This is a genomic window from Nocardia sp. Root136 (genome assembly GCF_001427185.1).
GTDB lineage: Bacteria > Actinomycetota > Actinomycetes > Mycobacteriales > Mycobacteriaceae > Nocardia > Nocardia salmonicida.
The window spans coordinates 1,845,301-1,859,104 of sequence record NZ_LMFE01000001.1 but is presented as its reverse complement, the minus strand read 5'-3'; the positions used below and the strand labels follow the sequence as shown (position 1 = coordinate 1,859,104).

The 13,804-nt window shown below is 67.8% G+C and carries 14 protein-coding genes, 1 tRNA gene and 1 pseudogene; 10 read left to right on the top strand and 6 right to left on the bottom strand.

What is annotated here, in order from left to right:
- Positions 1-182 precede the first annotated feature (182 nt).
- From ASD42_RS08635 to ASD42_RS08610, 6 genes are read left to right on the top strand one after another with little or no spacing between them, the layout of a single operon-like run.
- Positions 183-1,577, top strand: coding sequence for a sensor histidine kinase (locus tag ASD42_RS08635; protein ID WP_056815802.1), 1,395 nt, complete (start codon positions 183-185; stop codon positions 1,575-1,577).
- Positions 1,574-1,984 (top strand): roadblock/LC7 domain-containing protein, encoded by a 411-nt coding sequence (locus ASD42_RS08630; protein WP_056812459.1) that lies wholly within the window; start codon positions 1,574-1,576, stop codon positions 1,982-1,984. The genes ASD42_RS08635 and ASD42_RS08630 overlap by 4 nt, the downstream gene beginning before the upstream one ends.
- Complete coding sequence (locus tag ASD42_RS08625) at positions 1,981-2,325, top strand: DUF742 domain-containing protein (protein WP_056812456.1); 345 nt, start codon at positions 1,981-1,983, stop codon at positions 2,323-2,325. Before ASD42_RS08630 ends, ASD42_RS08625 begins: the two co-directional genes overlap by 4 nt.
- Before the next feature lie 43 nt (positions 2,326-2,368).
- Positions 2,369-2,920 (top strand): GTP-binding protein, encoded by a 552-nt coding sequence (locus tag ASD42_RS08620; protein WP_056815801.1) that lies wholly within the window; start codon positions 2,369-2,371, stop codon positions 2,918-2,920.
- A complete protein-coding gene (locus ASD42_RS08615; RefSeq protein WP_056812454.1) occupies positions 2,917-4,170 on the top strand; it encodes a cytochrome P450 in 1,254 nt (417 codons plus the stop codon). Before ASD42_RS08620 ends, ASD42_RS08615 begins: the two co-directional genes overlap by 4 nt.
- Positions 4,167-5,387, top strand: coding sequence for a cytochrome P450 family protein (locus tag ASD42_RS08610; protein WP_056812450.1), 1,221 nt, complete (start codon positions 4,167-4,169; stop codon positions 5,385-5,387). The genes ASD42_RS08615 and ASD42_RS08610 overlap by 4 nt, the downstream gene beginning before the upstream one ends.
- A gap of 55 nt (positions 5,388-5,442) precedes the next feature.
- On the opposite strand, the gene ASD42_RS08605 is transcribed toward ASD42_RS08610, so the two are convergent.
- The 3 genes from ASD42_RS08605 to ASD42_RS08595 form a co-directional block, all read right to left on the bottom strand.
- Positions 5,443-6,588 (bottom strand): acyl-CoA dehydrogenase family protein, encoded by a 1,146-nt coding sequence (locus tag ASD42_RS08605; protein WP_056812447.1) that lies wholly within the window; start codon positions 6,586-6,588, stop codon positions 5,443-5,445.
- A 17-nt stretch (positions 6,589-6,605) separates the two neighbouring features.
- The gene (locus ASD42_RS08600) at positions 6,606-7,211 is read right to left on the bottom strand and encodes a QsdR family transcriptional regulator (RefSeq protein WP_082843886.1); all 606 of its coding nucleotides are present in this window, start codon (positions 7,209-7,211) and stop codon (positions 6,606-6,608) included.
- 125 nt (positions 7,212-7,336) lie between these two features.
- Positions 7,337-7,409, bottom strand: a tRNA-Glu gene (locus ASD42_RS08595).
- A 120-nt stretch (positions 7,410-7,529) separates the two neighbouring features.
- Between ASD42_RS08595 and ASD42_RS08590 the strand changes: the two genes are divergently transcribed.
- Entirely contained in the window at positions 7,530-8,483 is a 954-nt protein-coding gene (locus ASD42_RS08590) for a DNA polymerase domain-containing protein (RefSeq protein ID WP_056812444.1), read from the top strand.
- Between the two features lie 17 nt (positions 8,484-8,500).
- On the opposite strand, the gene ASD42_RS08585 is transcribed toward ASD42_RS08590, so the two are convergent.
- Entirely contained in the window at positions 8,501-9,061 is a 561-nt protein-coding gene (locus ASD42_RS08585; RefSeq protein ID WP_056815795.1) for a GlcG/HbpS family heme-binding protein, read from the bottom strand.
- A gap of 316 nt (positions 9,062-9,377) precedes the next feature.
- Between ASD42_RS08585 and ASD42_RS08580 the strand changes: the two genes are divergently transcribed.
- Positions 9,378-10,553 (top strand): sensor histidine kinase, encoded by a 1,176-nt coding sequence (locus ASD42_RS08580; RefSeq protein WP_056815792.1) that lies wholly within the window; start codon positions 9,378-9,380, stop codon positions 10,551-10,553.
- A 20-nt stretch (positions 10,554-10,573) separates the two neighbouring features.
- A complete protein-coding gene (locus tag ASD42_RS08575) occupies positions 10,574-11,206 on the top strand; it encodes a response regulator (RefSeq protein ID WP_056812442.1) in 633 nt (210 codons plus the stop codon).
- A gap of 14 nt (positions 11,207-11,220) precedes the next feature.
- On the opposite strand, the gene ASD42_RS08570 is transcribed toward ASD42_RS08575, so the two are convergent.
- On the bottom strand, positions 11,221-11,715 hold the full coding sequence (locus tag ASD42_RS08570; RefSeq protein WP_056812439.1) for a DM13 domain-containing protein: 495 nt from the start codon (positions 11,713-11,715) through the stop codon (positions 11,221-11,223).
- Between the two features lie 396 nt (positions 11,716-12,111).
- On the opposite strand from ASD42_RS08570, the pseudogene ASD42_RS08565 reads away from it, so the two are divergent.
- Positions 12,112-12,438 (top strand): annotated as a pseudogene (locus tag ASD42_RS08565) (transglycosylase family protein); the annotation flags it as partial.
- A gap of 43 nt (positions 12,439-12,481) precedes the next feature.
- Here the strand turns inward: ASD42_RS08565 and ASD42_RS08560 are convergent.
- Positions 12,482-13,756, bottom strand: coding sequence for a PucR family transcriptional regulator (locus ASD42_RS08560; protein WP_056812433.1), 1,275 nt, complete (start codon positions 13,754-13,756; stop codon positions 12,482-12,484).
- Positions 13,757-13,804: the final 48 nt, after the last annotated feature.

Below are 13,804 nucleotides of genomic sequence, written 5' to 3'. Positions count from 1 at the left end.
CCTGTCCTGACCTGGCCGGATGCTGACCCGTAGCCCAACGGTCGGTGAACCCTGATCCGTCGACTGGCAGGTAGGGCGGGGGCTCGATATGCTCGACTCCGACTTCGAAACAGGCTGCCTTGCTGCGTGTTTGATCGACCACTGATGGCAGGGGGCCTGTGAGTACTGCGGACGTACTGCCGATGGCACAGACAGTAGCTGCGCCGAAGGCGTCCGGTGACAGCGCTGGATCTGTGGTGCTCGGCGCCGGCGTGGCGGTGGTGGCGATCGCCGCCGTGACCGCGGTGTTCGCGCCGCAGGCCGTCGGTATCCCGGTGCTCACCGCCGCTGTCGCCGCGGCACTGATCGGCTGCCCCGCGGTGTGGTTCGCACTGCGTCAGCGCGCGCAGGCGCGCGCGAGTCTGGCCGCCGCCCAGCGGGCCGAACAGCAACTGGCCGCCACCGTGGCCGAGGCGAGCGCACGCCTGACCCAGGCCGACGAGCACACCGCCGCTTACGCCTGGGAAGCCCAGGAGAATTCGCGGCGGGGCGCGGCGGCACTGGCCGCGTTCGCCGGCGCCGCGGGCCGTATCCAGGCGATGACCACCTCGATGCTGGCCGAGCTGCGGGAGATGGAACACCGCCACGCCGACCCCCGGGTACTCACCGACCTGCTCCACATCGACCACCGCACCGCCCAGGCGGGTCGCCTCGCCGACAGCATCGCGGTGCTGTCGGGTGCGCGCACCGGCCGTCGCTGGGCGAAACCCATTGCGATGGAATCGATTCTGCGCGGCGCGATGGGTCGCGTCGCCGGGTATCAGCGCGTGCGGCTGCGGGCGATCGCCGAGGTCGGTGTCGCCGGGCACGCCGCCGAAGGCGTGATGCACACACTCGCCGAACTGCTCGACAATGCCTGCAACTTCTCGCCGCCCACCACCGAGGTGCACGTCTATGCCGCGGAAGTGCCCGCGGGCGTGGTGATCACGATCGAGGACAGCGGCCTGATCATGAGCGATTCCGCGCTGCGCCGCGCCGAAGCCGCCGTGTCCGGACGCGATCACAAGGGCAAGGGCGCCGACCTGGCCTCGTTGTCGGGGACCAGGCTCGGGCTCGCCGTGGTCGGGTACCTGGCGCGCAAACACGAACTCACCGTCTCGTATCGGCCGTCGGCGATCGGCGGCACCGCGGTCGTCGTCGTCGTTCCGCGAGAGCTCACCGCGCGCGCCGAACGTCGCAGTCGCAATGTGGTGGCCCCGCCGCGCTTCGCCGAGCCGGCCACACTGAGCCAGTTCGACAGCCCGATCCCGCGCAGAACCGATACCGGCACCATGGATTTCAGCGAGCCCGTCGGCGAACACGCGCAACCCGAGACCGATGGCGCGTCGGCCTCTTCGCCCATGCTGCCGAAACGTCGCAGGGGCGACACGCTGGCGCAGGTCCACCCCGAAGGCCTCGCCGCCACGCCCACCGCCAAGGCGCCGCCGGCCAAACCCACCGCCCTCGGTGCCTTCCAGCGTTCCGCGCCGGGCCGCACCATTGCAAGCCACGATCCGGGCAGCGCCGCTGCGGCTCCCGACCCACTGGAGGACCGATGACCACCACCGCCCCCGCGAACCTCGGCTGGCTGCTCGAGAAGCTGCTCGCCCGCACCCCGCGTGCCCGCCACGCCCTGCTCCTGTCTGGTGACGGATTGAAGATCTGCCATACGCCAGAACTCGACGTCGACCGCGCTGATCAGTTGGCCGCCATCGCCGCGGGGTTCCAGAGCCTGTCGCACGGGGCTTCCGTCGAGTTCGGTGACGGGCGTGGCGGAGTTCGCCAGTCGATGACCGAGTTCTACGGCGGCATCCTGTTCGTGGTCGAGGCGGGGCGCGGCGCGCACCTGGCGGTGGTCGCCGCCGAGGACGCCGATGCCGGTCTGGTCGGGCACACGATGCACGAGTTGGTCGAACAGCTCGGCGAGCATATGGCGGCCCAGCCCAGACGCGGAGCGATCGATTGACCAGGGCCGGTCGCGACGACGATCCCGACCGCTTCTATACCCTGACCGGCGGCCGAGCTCCCGTCACCGAGGACTTCGACCTGGTCACCCTGGTGGTCAGCGAGTCGGCGGCCACCCCGGGGATGTCCTCGGAACAGGTCGCGGTCCTCGACATCTGCCGGGCGCCCACCGCGGTGGTGGAGATCGCGGCCGAGCTGCGGCTGCCCGTCGGTGTCACCACGGTTGTCCTGTCGGACCTGCTGGCCGCGGGCAAGATCACGGTGCGCCCACCGCTGTCCGCGGCGATGTCGCTGGATGCTTCCACCCTCGAGAAGGTGCTCGTTGGACTTCGCAAGCTCTGAGAACGTGCCCGAGCGGGCGAAAGCGCCGCTGCACAGCACGGCAATGCACGGGTTGAAGATCGTGGTCATCGGCGGATTCGGCGTCGGCAAAACGACATTGGTGCGCTCGGTGAGCGAGATCCGGCCACTCGACACCGAGGCCACCATGACCGATGTCGGGACGGGCGTCGACGACACCACCGGTGTGCCCGGCAAGTCGACCACCACCGTCGCCTTCGACTTCGGCCGTATCACGCTCGACGACGAACACGTGCTCTACCTGTTCGGAGCCCCTGGGCAGCAACGGTTCTGGTTCCTGTGGGACCGGCTGTTCACGGGTGCGCTCGGCGCGATCGTGCTGGTCGACCAGCGCCGGATCAGCGACTCCTGGTACGCGATCGACCGCCTCGAACACCAGGGCACTCCGTTCGTGGTGGCCTGCAACGACTTCGGTGACTCCCATTCGGCGGGCGCGGTGCGTGACGCACTCGATCTCGATCCGGCTGTGCCGCTGGTGATGTGTGACGCGCGCTCGCGCGAATCGAGCAAGCAGGTGCTGATCGCACTGGTCGAGCACCTGTATTCCGCTGTCCCACAGGGAGAAACCGTTTCATGAGCACACCGACCGGCGCGTGCCCGATCACCGGCGCGGTGCCGTTGAGCGGTCCCGAGTTCCACATCGAACCGCACGAGGTCTATCGGCGGATGCGCCGCGATCACGGTCCCGTCGTGCAGGTCGAGTTGCCCGGCGGGTTCCCGGCGTGGCTGATCATCGGTTACCGCGAACTGCATCAGGTGACCAGTGATCCGCTGCTCTTCCCGCGTGACGTGTCGCTGTGGAATCAGTGGGGACGGGTGCCGGAGGACTGGCCGCTGCTGCCGATGATCGGGCAACCGATGCCCTCGATCTACTTCACCGCGGGCGCCGAACATCGCAGGCACCTGGCGATGGTGGAACCGGCCCTGGACGCGGTCGACCACTTCGAATTGCGCAGGGCCTGTGAGGAACTCGCCGACCGACTGGTCGACGGGTTCTGCGGTCGCGGCAGCGCCGACCTGATCGCCGAGTTCGCGGTGCCGCTGCCCGCCCTCGCCCTGGCGCGCATCCTCGGTCTGCCCGACAACGACGCGGCAGACCTCGCCCTGACGATGAAGCAGCTCGCCGACGGTGGCGCCGACGCCCAGTCCGGGCACGCCCGCTTCGCCGAACACATGGCGCGGCTGGTCGCGGTGAAGAGGGCTCGTCCCGCTGGGGATCTGGCCTCGATGATGCTGGCCGACCCCGAGCCGTTCACCGACGAGGAATACATGAACGACCTGATGGCGATCGCCGCCGCGGGTCACCTCACCACCGCGGACTGGCTCGGCAGTTCGATGCGGCTGATGCTCACCGACGACCGATTCGCGAACGCGCTCGGCGGCGGCAGGCGCAGTGTCGGCGAGGCCATGAACGAGGTGCTCTGGGAAGAGGGGCCCACCTCGATTCTGGCGGGCCGGTGGGCAGCGCGCGACACCCGTCTCGCCGACAAGACGATTCGGGCGGGTGACCTCCTGCTGCTCGGTCTCGCGGCCGCCAATCTCGATCCGCATGTGCGCCAATCCTTTACCGACGGTGGCTCCGTACCCACCGGCAACAGCGCCCATTTCGCGTTCAGCTACGGCGAGTACCGCTGCCCTTTCCCGGCGCAGCAGATCGCGGAGATCATCGCCAGGACCGGGATCGAGGTGCTGCTCGACCGGCTTCCCGATGTCGATCTCGGGGTGCCCGCCGACCAGCTCACCCGGCGACCTTCGGCTTTCCTTCGGGGCATGACCGCACTGCCCGTTCGTTTCACACCAGTTCGACCCGTCGGAGGTTTTTCGTGAGCTCGCCATGCCCTTTCGCCATCGACCCCATGGTCGGTGACCTCAACGGGGAAACCGCCCGCCTTCGAGCACTCGGTCCGATCACCCGGATCGACCTGCTCGGTGTGCCCGCCTGGACCGTCACCGATCACGCCGTCGCACGTCAGCTGACCACCGACACCCGGCTGGTCAAGGACATCAACGCGTGGTCGCTGTATGCCGACGGCGTGGTGACCACCCAGTGGCCGCTGATCGGGATGGTCCTCGTCGACCGTTCGATGTTCAGCGTCGACGGCGCCGAGCACCGCCGGTTGCGGCTCAAGACAGCCCAGGCACTGGCCCCGCGGCGGCTGGAGGAGCTGCGCCCGGTGATCGAACAGCTGACCGCCGACCTGCTCGACGACCTCGAGGCCGCCGGCGCCGATGGCGCTGCGGTGGACCTCAAGGAGGTTTTCGCCTATCCGCTGCCGATGCGCGTGGTCGGCGACCTGATGGGCGTCGCGCGCGAAGACCACGCGCAGCTGCTCGAGTGGTACAAGAAGTTCTTCTCGGTGATGACCCCGCAGGACGAGCGCCTCGAGGTGATGAGCGGCCTCGATGTGTACTTCACCGACCTGGTCCGGCAGAAGATCGCCGACCCGGCCGATGATCTGACCTCGGCGTTCGTCACCGCCGACGAGGGCGGCGAGCCGCTCACCGAAGAAGAGGCGATCGGCAACATCAAGGCCCTCGTCGCGGCAGGCCACGAGACCACCGTCAGCCTGATCATCAACACCGTGCGCGCGCTGCTCGCCGAACCCGAGCAGCTGGCGAAAGTCCTTGCCGGGGATGTGGAGTGGAAGCAGGTCATCGAGGAATCGCTGCGCTGGGACGGCCCGGTCTCGCACCTGCTGATGCGTTTCGCCACCGAGGACATCGTTGTCGGCGACACCGTGATCGCCAAGGGCGAGGGCGTGGTGATGTCCTACCGTGCCGTCGGCCGCGACACCGCGGTGCACGGCGAGACCGCCGACGAGTTCGACGTGACGCGCTCGACCGCCAACCGCCACTTGGCCTTCGGCTACGGCCCGCACATCTGCCCCGGCGCCGCGCTGTCGCGTCTGGAAGCCGCGATCGCGCTGCCCGCGCTGTTCGCCCGCTTCCCGAAGCTGCGCCTTGCCGTTCCCGACAGTGAGATCGGCAACCTGCCGGTGCTCACGCAGAACGATCTGGCCGCGCTGCCGATCATCCTGAGCTGACCGGCGACGCGTCGCGCCCGGTGGTTCCTACGCCGGGCGCGACGCTATCCGTGCGCTACAGACCCAGATCGCGGCCGATCAGTTCCTTCATGATCTCGTTGGAGCCCGCCCAGATCTTGGTGACCCTGGCGTCCATCCACGCCCGCGCGACCCGGTATTCACGCATGTAGCCGTAGCCGCCGTGCAACTGCACACACGCGTCGAGCACATCGTTCTGCACCTGCGCCGACCACCACTTGGCCTTCGCCGCGTCGACCGCGGACAGCTCACCGGCAGCGTGGGCGACGATGCCCTGATCGACGAACGCCTGTGTCACTTCGATTTTGGTGACCAGCTCGGCGAACAGGAACTTGTTGTACTGGAAGCTGCCGATCTGCTGCCCGAATGCCTTGCGCTCCTTGGCATACTGCAGCGTCTCGTCCAGGATCGCCGAGGCATGGGCGAGGTTGGAGATCGCCGCGCCGATGCGTTCCTGCGGCAGCCGCTCCATCATGGCGATGAAGCCACGGTCGACCTCGCCGAGCCGGTTGGCGTCGGGGACACGCACAGTGTCGAAGAACAGTTCGGCGGTATCGGATTCGGGCTGACCGACCTTGTCGAGCTTGCGCCCGCGAGTGAAGCCGTCCATCCCGGTCTCGATGGCGAACAGCGTGATGCCCTTGGCCTTCTTCTCCGGGCTGGTGCGGGCGGCGACGATCACGAGGTCGGCGTTGAAACCGTTGGTGATGAACGTCTTCGAGCCGTTGATGATCCAGTCGTCGCCGTCACGCACGGCGGTGGTCTTCAGCGCGGCCAGGTCGGAACCGCCCGACGGCTCGGTCATGCCGATGGCCGTGATGATCTCGCCGGTGCAGAACTTCGGGAGCCAGCGCTGCTTCTGCTCATCGTTGGTGAGCTCGACCATGTAGGGCGCACACACGTCGTAGTGGATGCCGAACGAGGACGCGATCGCGGCGCTCGCCTTCGACAGCTCCTCGCCGAACACCGCGTTGAACCGGTAGTCGCCCGCGTCGCTGCCACCGAACTCCTCGGGCACACCGAGGCCGAGGTAGCCCAGTTCGCCTGCCGCGAGCCAGGTGTCGCGGTCGATCGCCCGTTCTTCGACGAAGCGTTCGGCATTCGGCGCGATCGAGCGTTTGACGAACTCGGCGACCGACGCGCGGAAGGCGTCGTGGTCCTCGGTAAAGATGGAGCGCTTCATGGTGTCCTTTCGCTGACTTACTGTTCGGGCCGTTCGCCCAGCAGAACCAAAGACGCCCGGACAACTCTGGCCGCGTCGGGTTCCTCACCGCTGATCACATCGGTGTAGATGAAGGTCTCGGTGATCCGCACCAGCAGCAGCGCCAACTCGGGCACCGGCAGCAGCGGATCGAGAGCATCGGCCGAAATCTCTTCGGCGAGTAGTTCTTCCACGATCGCCACGATGCGATGCTGCACCGTTCCCGCGCGGGTGGTGAGCAGTCGCAGCGACCGTTCGGGTTCGCGCAACAGGAATTGGCGGAAGGCGTGGGAGGTGTTGGTGGCCTGGGCGAAATCGCCGAGGATGGTCGCGATGCGGTACGCGCCGTGACCGGGAGCCGCGGCGGCCGCGCGACGCAAGGTGGGCTCGGCGACCGACCAGATGACCTCGGCGAGCAGTTCGTCGCGCCCGCCGACCCACCGGAACAGCGTTGCCCGGTTCACTCCGAGCGCGACGGCGAGTTCCTTCATCTCCAGTCGGTGCCCGGCCAGGAATACGGCCCTGGCGGCGCGGAACGCGCTCACGGCATCGGGGCGCGCCGCCGCGTCCTGGAGTCTTTTCTCCAGGGCCGTCTGCTCGATCACGTCACCTCCATGCACCGTTTCCTACAGTGTATGAACTGTGCAACGTCTGTCAATATGTTGCACTCCGGGCACAAGAACGGGCACGAAAAAACTCCCCGGTCACCATGACCGAGGAGTTCTCGTTGTAGCCCCGACGGGATTCGAACCCGCGCTACCGCCTTGAGAGGGCGGCGTCCTAGGCCGCTAGACGACGGGGCCAGAACAACAGCTCACCGGGGTGAGCCGCGCGGAACATACGATAGCCGACGACCTGGTGATCGACCAAAACGGGTGGTCGTCCCGGTTGACCGCCCCTTGGCAGCGGGGCACAGTGGGGCCATGACCAGCAATGAGCTGCGCGGTGGGGTGGAGATGAGCAATCTCGATCAGCCGCTGTTCGACGGGGCCGAGGCGACCAAGCGGGATCTGGTCGACTACCTCGAGTTCGTGGGGGAGCGGCTCGTTCGGGTGTTGCGGGGGCGAGTGCTGTCGGTGGTGCGGGTCCGGCCGGGACAGCCGCCGTTCATGCAGAAGAATCTGCCGAAATACACCCCGGAATGGGTGCCGCGCGCGACGGTGTGGGCGGAGAGCTCACATCGCGAGGTCACCTACGCGCTCGGTGACGACGTGCGCACGCTGCTGTGGTTCGGCAACCAGCGCGCGGTGGAGTACCACCCGCTGCTGTTGCCGGTCGACCACAGTGCGGGGCCGACGCACCTGGTGCTCGATCTGGATCCCTCACCGGGGCAGACGTTTCGCGATGCGGCGGCGGGCGCGCAGCTGATCCGGGCCGCGCTGGAAGCCGACGGGCTCGCCGGTGCGGTGAAGACCAGCGGCGCCAAGGGATTACACGTCTACGTGCCGATCGAGCCCGGCGTCGCGATCGAGGACGCCGCGGCGGCGACCCGGGCCGTCGCGGCCAGAGCCGAGCGCATCGATCCCACCGTCGGAACCACCGCGTTCATTCGCGAGGACCGAGCGGGAAAGGTTTTCCTCGACTCCACCCGAGCGGGCGGCGCGACGGTGATCGCGGCATACAGCCCGCGGATCCGACCGGGAGTCCCGGTGTCTTTTCCCTTGCGCTGGAACGACATCGAGTCGGTGACCCCCGCCGACTTCACCCTGCGCACCGCCCCGGATCTGCTCGGCGACACCGACCCGTGGGCTACCGAAATGCCCGCACCGCAAGCACTCCCGGCCGACCTGATCGCCGAAGGCCACACCATCCCGATCGCCCGAGTCCAGGCCATGCACGAGGGCAAACGCCGGGCCCGCGCTCGCCGCGCCGAATGAGCACTGCCGGAGGTTGATCAGCCGCCGAGCGACGCGACGCCCGCCTGGGCGAACTTCTCGTCGAGGTCGCCGCTCGGAGCGCCTGCCACGCCGATGCCCGCGATCGGGGCGTTGTTCGCCTTCACCGGGGCGCCGCCACCGAGGAAGAGGGTGCCGTCGATGTCGGCCAGGTGCGGGGCCGACTCGAGGCGCTTGGCCAGTTCGGTGGTGGGCGCGTTCCACGAGACGGCGGTGAAGGCCTTCTGCTGGGCGGCGTCGTAGGACTGCGGGCCCGCGCCGTCGCCGCGCAGGGTGACGATGACATTGCCGTTGCGATCGACCACCGCGACGCTCACGCGCTGGTTCTCCTTTGCGGCGGCGTCGAGGGCGGTCTGCGCGGCCTTGGTGGCGGCGGCGATCGACAGGTGGGTGGACTGGGCCAGGTTGGCATCGGCGGCATCGACGATCACGGGGGTACGGGCCGCCGGGTCCTGATCCTGCGCCTGGACGGTCACGACGCCGACCACACCGGCGGCGACGACACCGGCGGTGGCGCCGGCGATGATGAGGCGATTGCGGGTGGTGGACTTGGCGGTCATGAGTGCTCCTGCGTGGATCTCGGCCGCCCGGCGGTCTGCCGTGGCGTGGTGATATCCATCCTGTTCGCGCAGTGGCTCGCGCGGATCGGCGTACCGGCTGCACTCCGGGGACGGATCGGCCGACACCCGGGTCAACCGATCGGATGACCCGTATTCTTGGCGGCTGGCGCCGCGTATTCGCGGCCTATTGACCTCGATCTTCCCTCCCTCCGGGCACTCCTTCGTCGCACCCTCTGGTCAGTCCGGATCGAGGCGGCCGAGAACTGATCTTCGTTGGCGCAGCGACGCCACCGTCTGCAGAACAGAGGTGGTTCCTTTGACTCAGCTACTCGGGCAGCAGCGAGACGACACGCGACTGCTTGCTGTCATCGTCCACAGTGCCTTCTATGTCCTGCTGGCCGCTTCGTTGATGCGATGGCTGATCCGGCACAGCGAGACGCGCTCGACACCGTTGATCGTCGTGCTCGCTCTGCTCCTCGCGGTGCTGTACGCGCTGAGTGAACTGCGACAGTCGCATCGGCTGGAATGGTTCGCGCTGCTGGTGCTGACCTGGTCGGTACTGGTGGTGCTCGCACCGAGCTTCGCCTGGTGCGCGGTGCCGCTGGTGTACACGGGACTGCGGATTCTGTCGGAGCGCGTGGCGGTGATTCTGGTCGTGGCGCTCACCGTATTGGTGGTGTCGAGTCAGGTGCGCATCGCCGGATGGCTGGATCCGAATCTGGTGCTGGCCCCGCCCGCGGTGGCCGCGGTGACCACGGCGCTGTTCGTCGGTATGCGCCGTCAGACGGAACGTCAGGCCGCGCTCATCGACGACCTGGTGCGGACCAGGCAGGAACTGGCGGCCACCGAACGCAGGGCGGGCACCCTGGCCGAACGGCAACGGCTGGCCATGGAAATCCACGACACCCTGGCCCAGGGGCTGTCGAGCCAGCGCATGCTGCTCCAAGCCGCCGACCTGGTGTGGGACAGCGATCCGGATCTCGCGCACACGCATCTGCGCTCGGCGGCCGCCATCGCCGAACACGACCTGACCGAGGCGCGCCGGTTCGTCCACGACCTGGCTCCGGCCGACCTCGCCGTGGGCGGATCGTTGCCCGCCGCGCTGGCCGCACTCGCCGAACGGGAGACGAGCGATTCCCTGACCGTTCGTCTCCATATAGAAGGAACGCCCGGCCAGTTGCCCCAGCGGGTGGAGGCCACCCTGCTGCGCATCGCCCAGGGCGCGCTGGCCAATGTGCGCGAACACGCGGCGGCCACCACCGCGACGATCACGCTGACCAGCCTCGACGACCAGATCGTGCTCGACGTCGCCGACGACGGCCGCGGCTTCGACCCCGACGCACGGGTCGACCCCGCGCGACATCGCGGCCACGGTCTGCCCGCGATCCGGGCGCGGGTTCGTCAACTCGGCGGCACCTGCACCGTGGAGTCCGCGCCCGGCGACGGCACCGTGCTCTCCGCCGCCGTTCCGCTCGCTACCGGCCCGACGTAGCCGCACTACCATCGGCACCTGTGACCACCACCGTGCGCCTGTTGATCTGCGACGATCACGCTGTCGTCCGCGCCGGACTGCACGCGCTGCTGTCGAGCGCGCCCGATATCGAGGTCATCGGGGAGGCCGCCGACGGACCGACCGCGGTCACGCTGGCCGCGAGTCTGTACCCCGATGTGGTGCTGATGGATCTGCAGCTCGGCAAGGATATGGACGGTGTCGAAGCGACCCGCCGGATCACCGCCCAGCCCGCGCCGACCCCGCACGTGCTGGTGCTGACCACCTACGACACCGACGCCGACATCACCCGCGCGATCGAGGCGGGCGCCACCGGTTATCTCCTCAAGGCCGAACGGCCGGAGGAACTGTTCGCCGCGATCCACGCCGCCGCGAGCGGGCAGACCGCCTTGTCCGCGCCGGTCGCCGCCAAGGTGATGGCCAAGATGCGCAATCCCGGCCCCACGCTCACCGCCCGCGAGCGTGACATCCTCGGCCAACTCGCCCACGGCCTCGGCAACCGGGAGATCGCCCGCGCTTTGCACATCAGCGAGGCGACGGTGAAAACCCACCTGGGCCGCATTTACGACAAACTCGACGTCGACACCCGCGCGGCGGCGGTCGCGGTGGCAACCGAGCGGCGCTTGCTCGCCTGAGCCGTCTGGCGGTCCTAAGCGGGCGCCAGGGTGGCGGCGCCGAAGGACACACGGAAGCGCTCGCACCAGATGCTGACCGACTTCACCGTCGACAGATCGGTGCCCGCGGGCAGCTCGTAGTTCTGGCTGCCCTCGTTTCCCTTCAGCGAGCCGAGGTCGATGTGGCTGCCGTCGTCGAAGTTGTGCCAGTCGTCGACGATCACCGGCTGATCGGTGAGCCAGACGTGCAGGGCAGGCCCGTCGGAGGTGTTCAGGTCGACGATCCGCAGCACGATGGTGCCCTCTGACGTGCGCTGGAGCTGCGCGGTGCCGGAGGTGTCGTGCTCATGGGAGAGGAAGGAACCCTCGGCGATCACCGGCGGTGGCGCGCCGTCCACCGCGGCGATCGGCGCCTCGTCGACGGTCACCGTGGTGAACAGCCGCCACGGCTGGAACAGGTAGAGGCCCACGGTCACGGCCGCGACCAGGCCGACGGCGATGACGGTGAACAGGGTCCGGCGAGTGCTCATTGCGCCTCCTTTTCACCCATCATCCCCCGTCCCGACGCGGGCTGACTGCCCGAATTGCCGGAAAGAAAACGTGACCGGGGTCTCGGAATCCCTATGAGCCCGGTCACATTACGGCACTATAACGACAGTAATGTGATTACGGATTTATTACGGCCGACCAGCGGTGAACAGTGTTCCTTTGGACAATATCCGCTACAAACACGTCCGTGATCGGTACGTGATCTCGGCGCGCATTCCGGCTACATTCGGTCACGGCTTGAACAACAACCCGAGCCGAATCGAATCGCAGAACGCCGGAAAGCCTGCCCCGTGATTCGAGGATCCCCGACATGACTGAGGGGCAGGGACGCGGTAGTTTCCATCACCGAGTCGGTGGACGCAGGCAGGAAATACTTTATGTCTTTGAATCGCAAGTTCACCACCCGTGCCCTCGGTATTGCCGCTGTTGCCGGCGCGATGATCGCCGTTCCGGCCGGTCTGACCACCGCAACCGCCTCGGCGAACAACTGGGACGCCGTGGCGCAGTGCGAGAGCACGGGCAACTGGAACATCAACACCGGTAACGGCTACTACGGCGGCCTGCAGTTCTCGCAGAGCACCTGGGAAGCCTACGGTGGCGCGGGCTCCGCCGACAACGCCAGCCGTGAAGAGCAGATCCGCGTGGCCGAGAACGTGCTGGCCGCGCAGGGCCCCGGCGCCTGGCCCGTGTGCAGCGCCTACCTGTAAAGAGCGCTGACAAGTAAGACTTTCCTTGTCGGGAAACGAATTACCCGCTATTCGAAGCACACGTCGAATAGCGGGTTTTTTCGTTGTCCGGAGAATCCAATCGATATACCGTGAGCGATGCCGCGAGCATGCGTGAATCCGACGGATCGGACGGGTCGAGGCCGGTGAGCTCGGCGATTCTGCGCAGCCGATAGGTAAATGTATTCGGGTGTACGTGAATCAAACGTGACGCTGTTTTCCGGTCGCCGCCGTGGACGAGATGCGCTTCCAGCGCGTCGATCAGGTGCGGACTGCTCAGGAGCGGAATCACCCGCTGCGCCAGGCGTTCTCGGGCCGGACCCGGCCGGGTGAGTTGGTATTCGAGCAGCAGATCGTCGAGTCGGTAGCAGCCACCGGGCTTGCCACGTAGTCGCGCCAGTTCGGTCAGTTCGGTCGCGTCTTCGGCCGCGGCCGGAATCGCGTCGCGGCTGATGCCGGAGAATTCGGCCAGATACACCGGGACGCCGAACTGAGTGCGCAGTCGGTCGGCGAGTTGGTCGAACTTCGCCGCTTCCAGGATGTCGGTTTCGGAACTGTGACTCAGCAGCGCGATGCCGTGGGTGCCGTCGAAGGTGGCCGGGGTGGTGGTGCCGGTGAGTTCGTCCAACGCGCGTTGCAGCACGCGGATCCGTCGCCTGGTCACCAGGTTGGCCGCGGTGCCGACGCGGGGCGGCTCGCTCAGGTGAACCGCCAGCACCGTGTACTGGTCGGCGAGGATCGTGTCGGCGCGGGCCGCGAGTTCCTCGGCGGGCAGGCCGCGGACCAGCGCCGAACACAGCTCCCGGCGCGCCTCGCGTTCGGCGTGGTAGATCGACTGTTCGACCTCGGTGTATGTCTCCACGACCGTCATATTGATGTGGCGCAGCAGATCGAGCAGTCGGTTGCCGACCCGTGCCATCTCCGCGGTCTCGGTGGGCAGGGCCAGCGACAGCGCCTCCGCGAACACCGACTGCGCCGACCCGTGGATCGCGCCGATCAGCATCGGCAACGGCAGCCGGTCCTCCGCGTGGCGCTCGGCGACCGGGGCGACGAACGCCGCGACCTCGGCGTAGGTGAACTCCCGGTCGGCGCCGATCGCCTCGAGCACGGCCCGCCCGCACGCGTAGATGGTCGGCAGTACCTCCGCGGTGAAGTGGCCGTCGGGAAGTTCGGCGGGCGCGTTGGCGCCGAGACCGGCGGCGAGCATGCGCTCGGAAATCTGTGGCCATCGCGTCAACAGACGTGCGGTCAGCGCGGGCAGGGCGGGAAGTTCGGAGATGGGGTGTTCAGCGAGCATGACTCGATTGTGTCCGACGACAGGCCGGTGCAGGACGATCCGATCGAG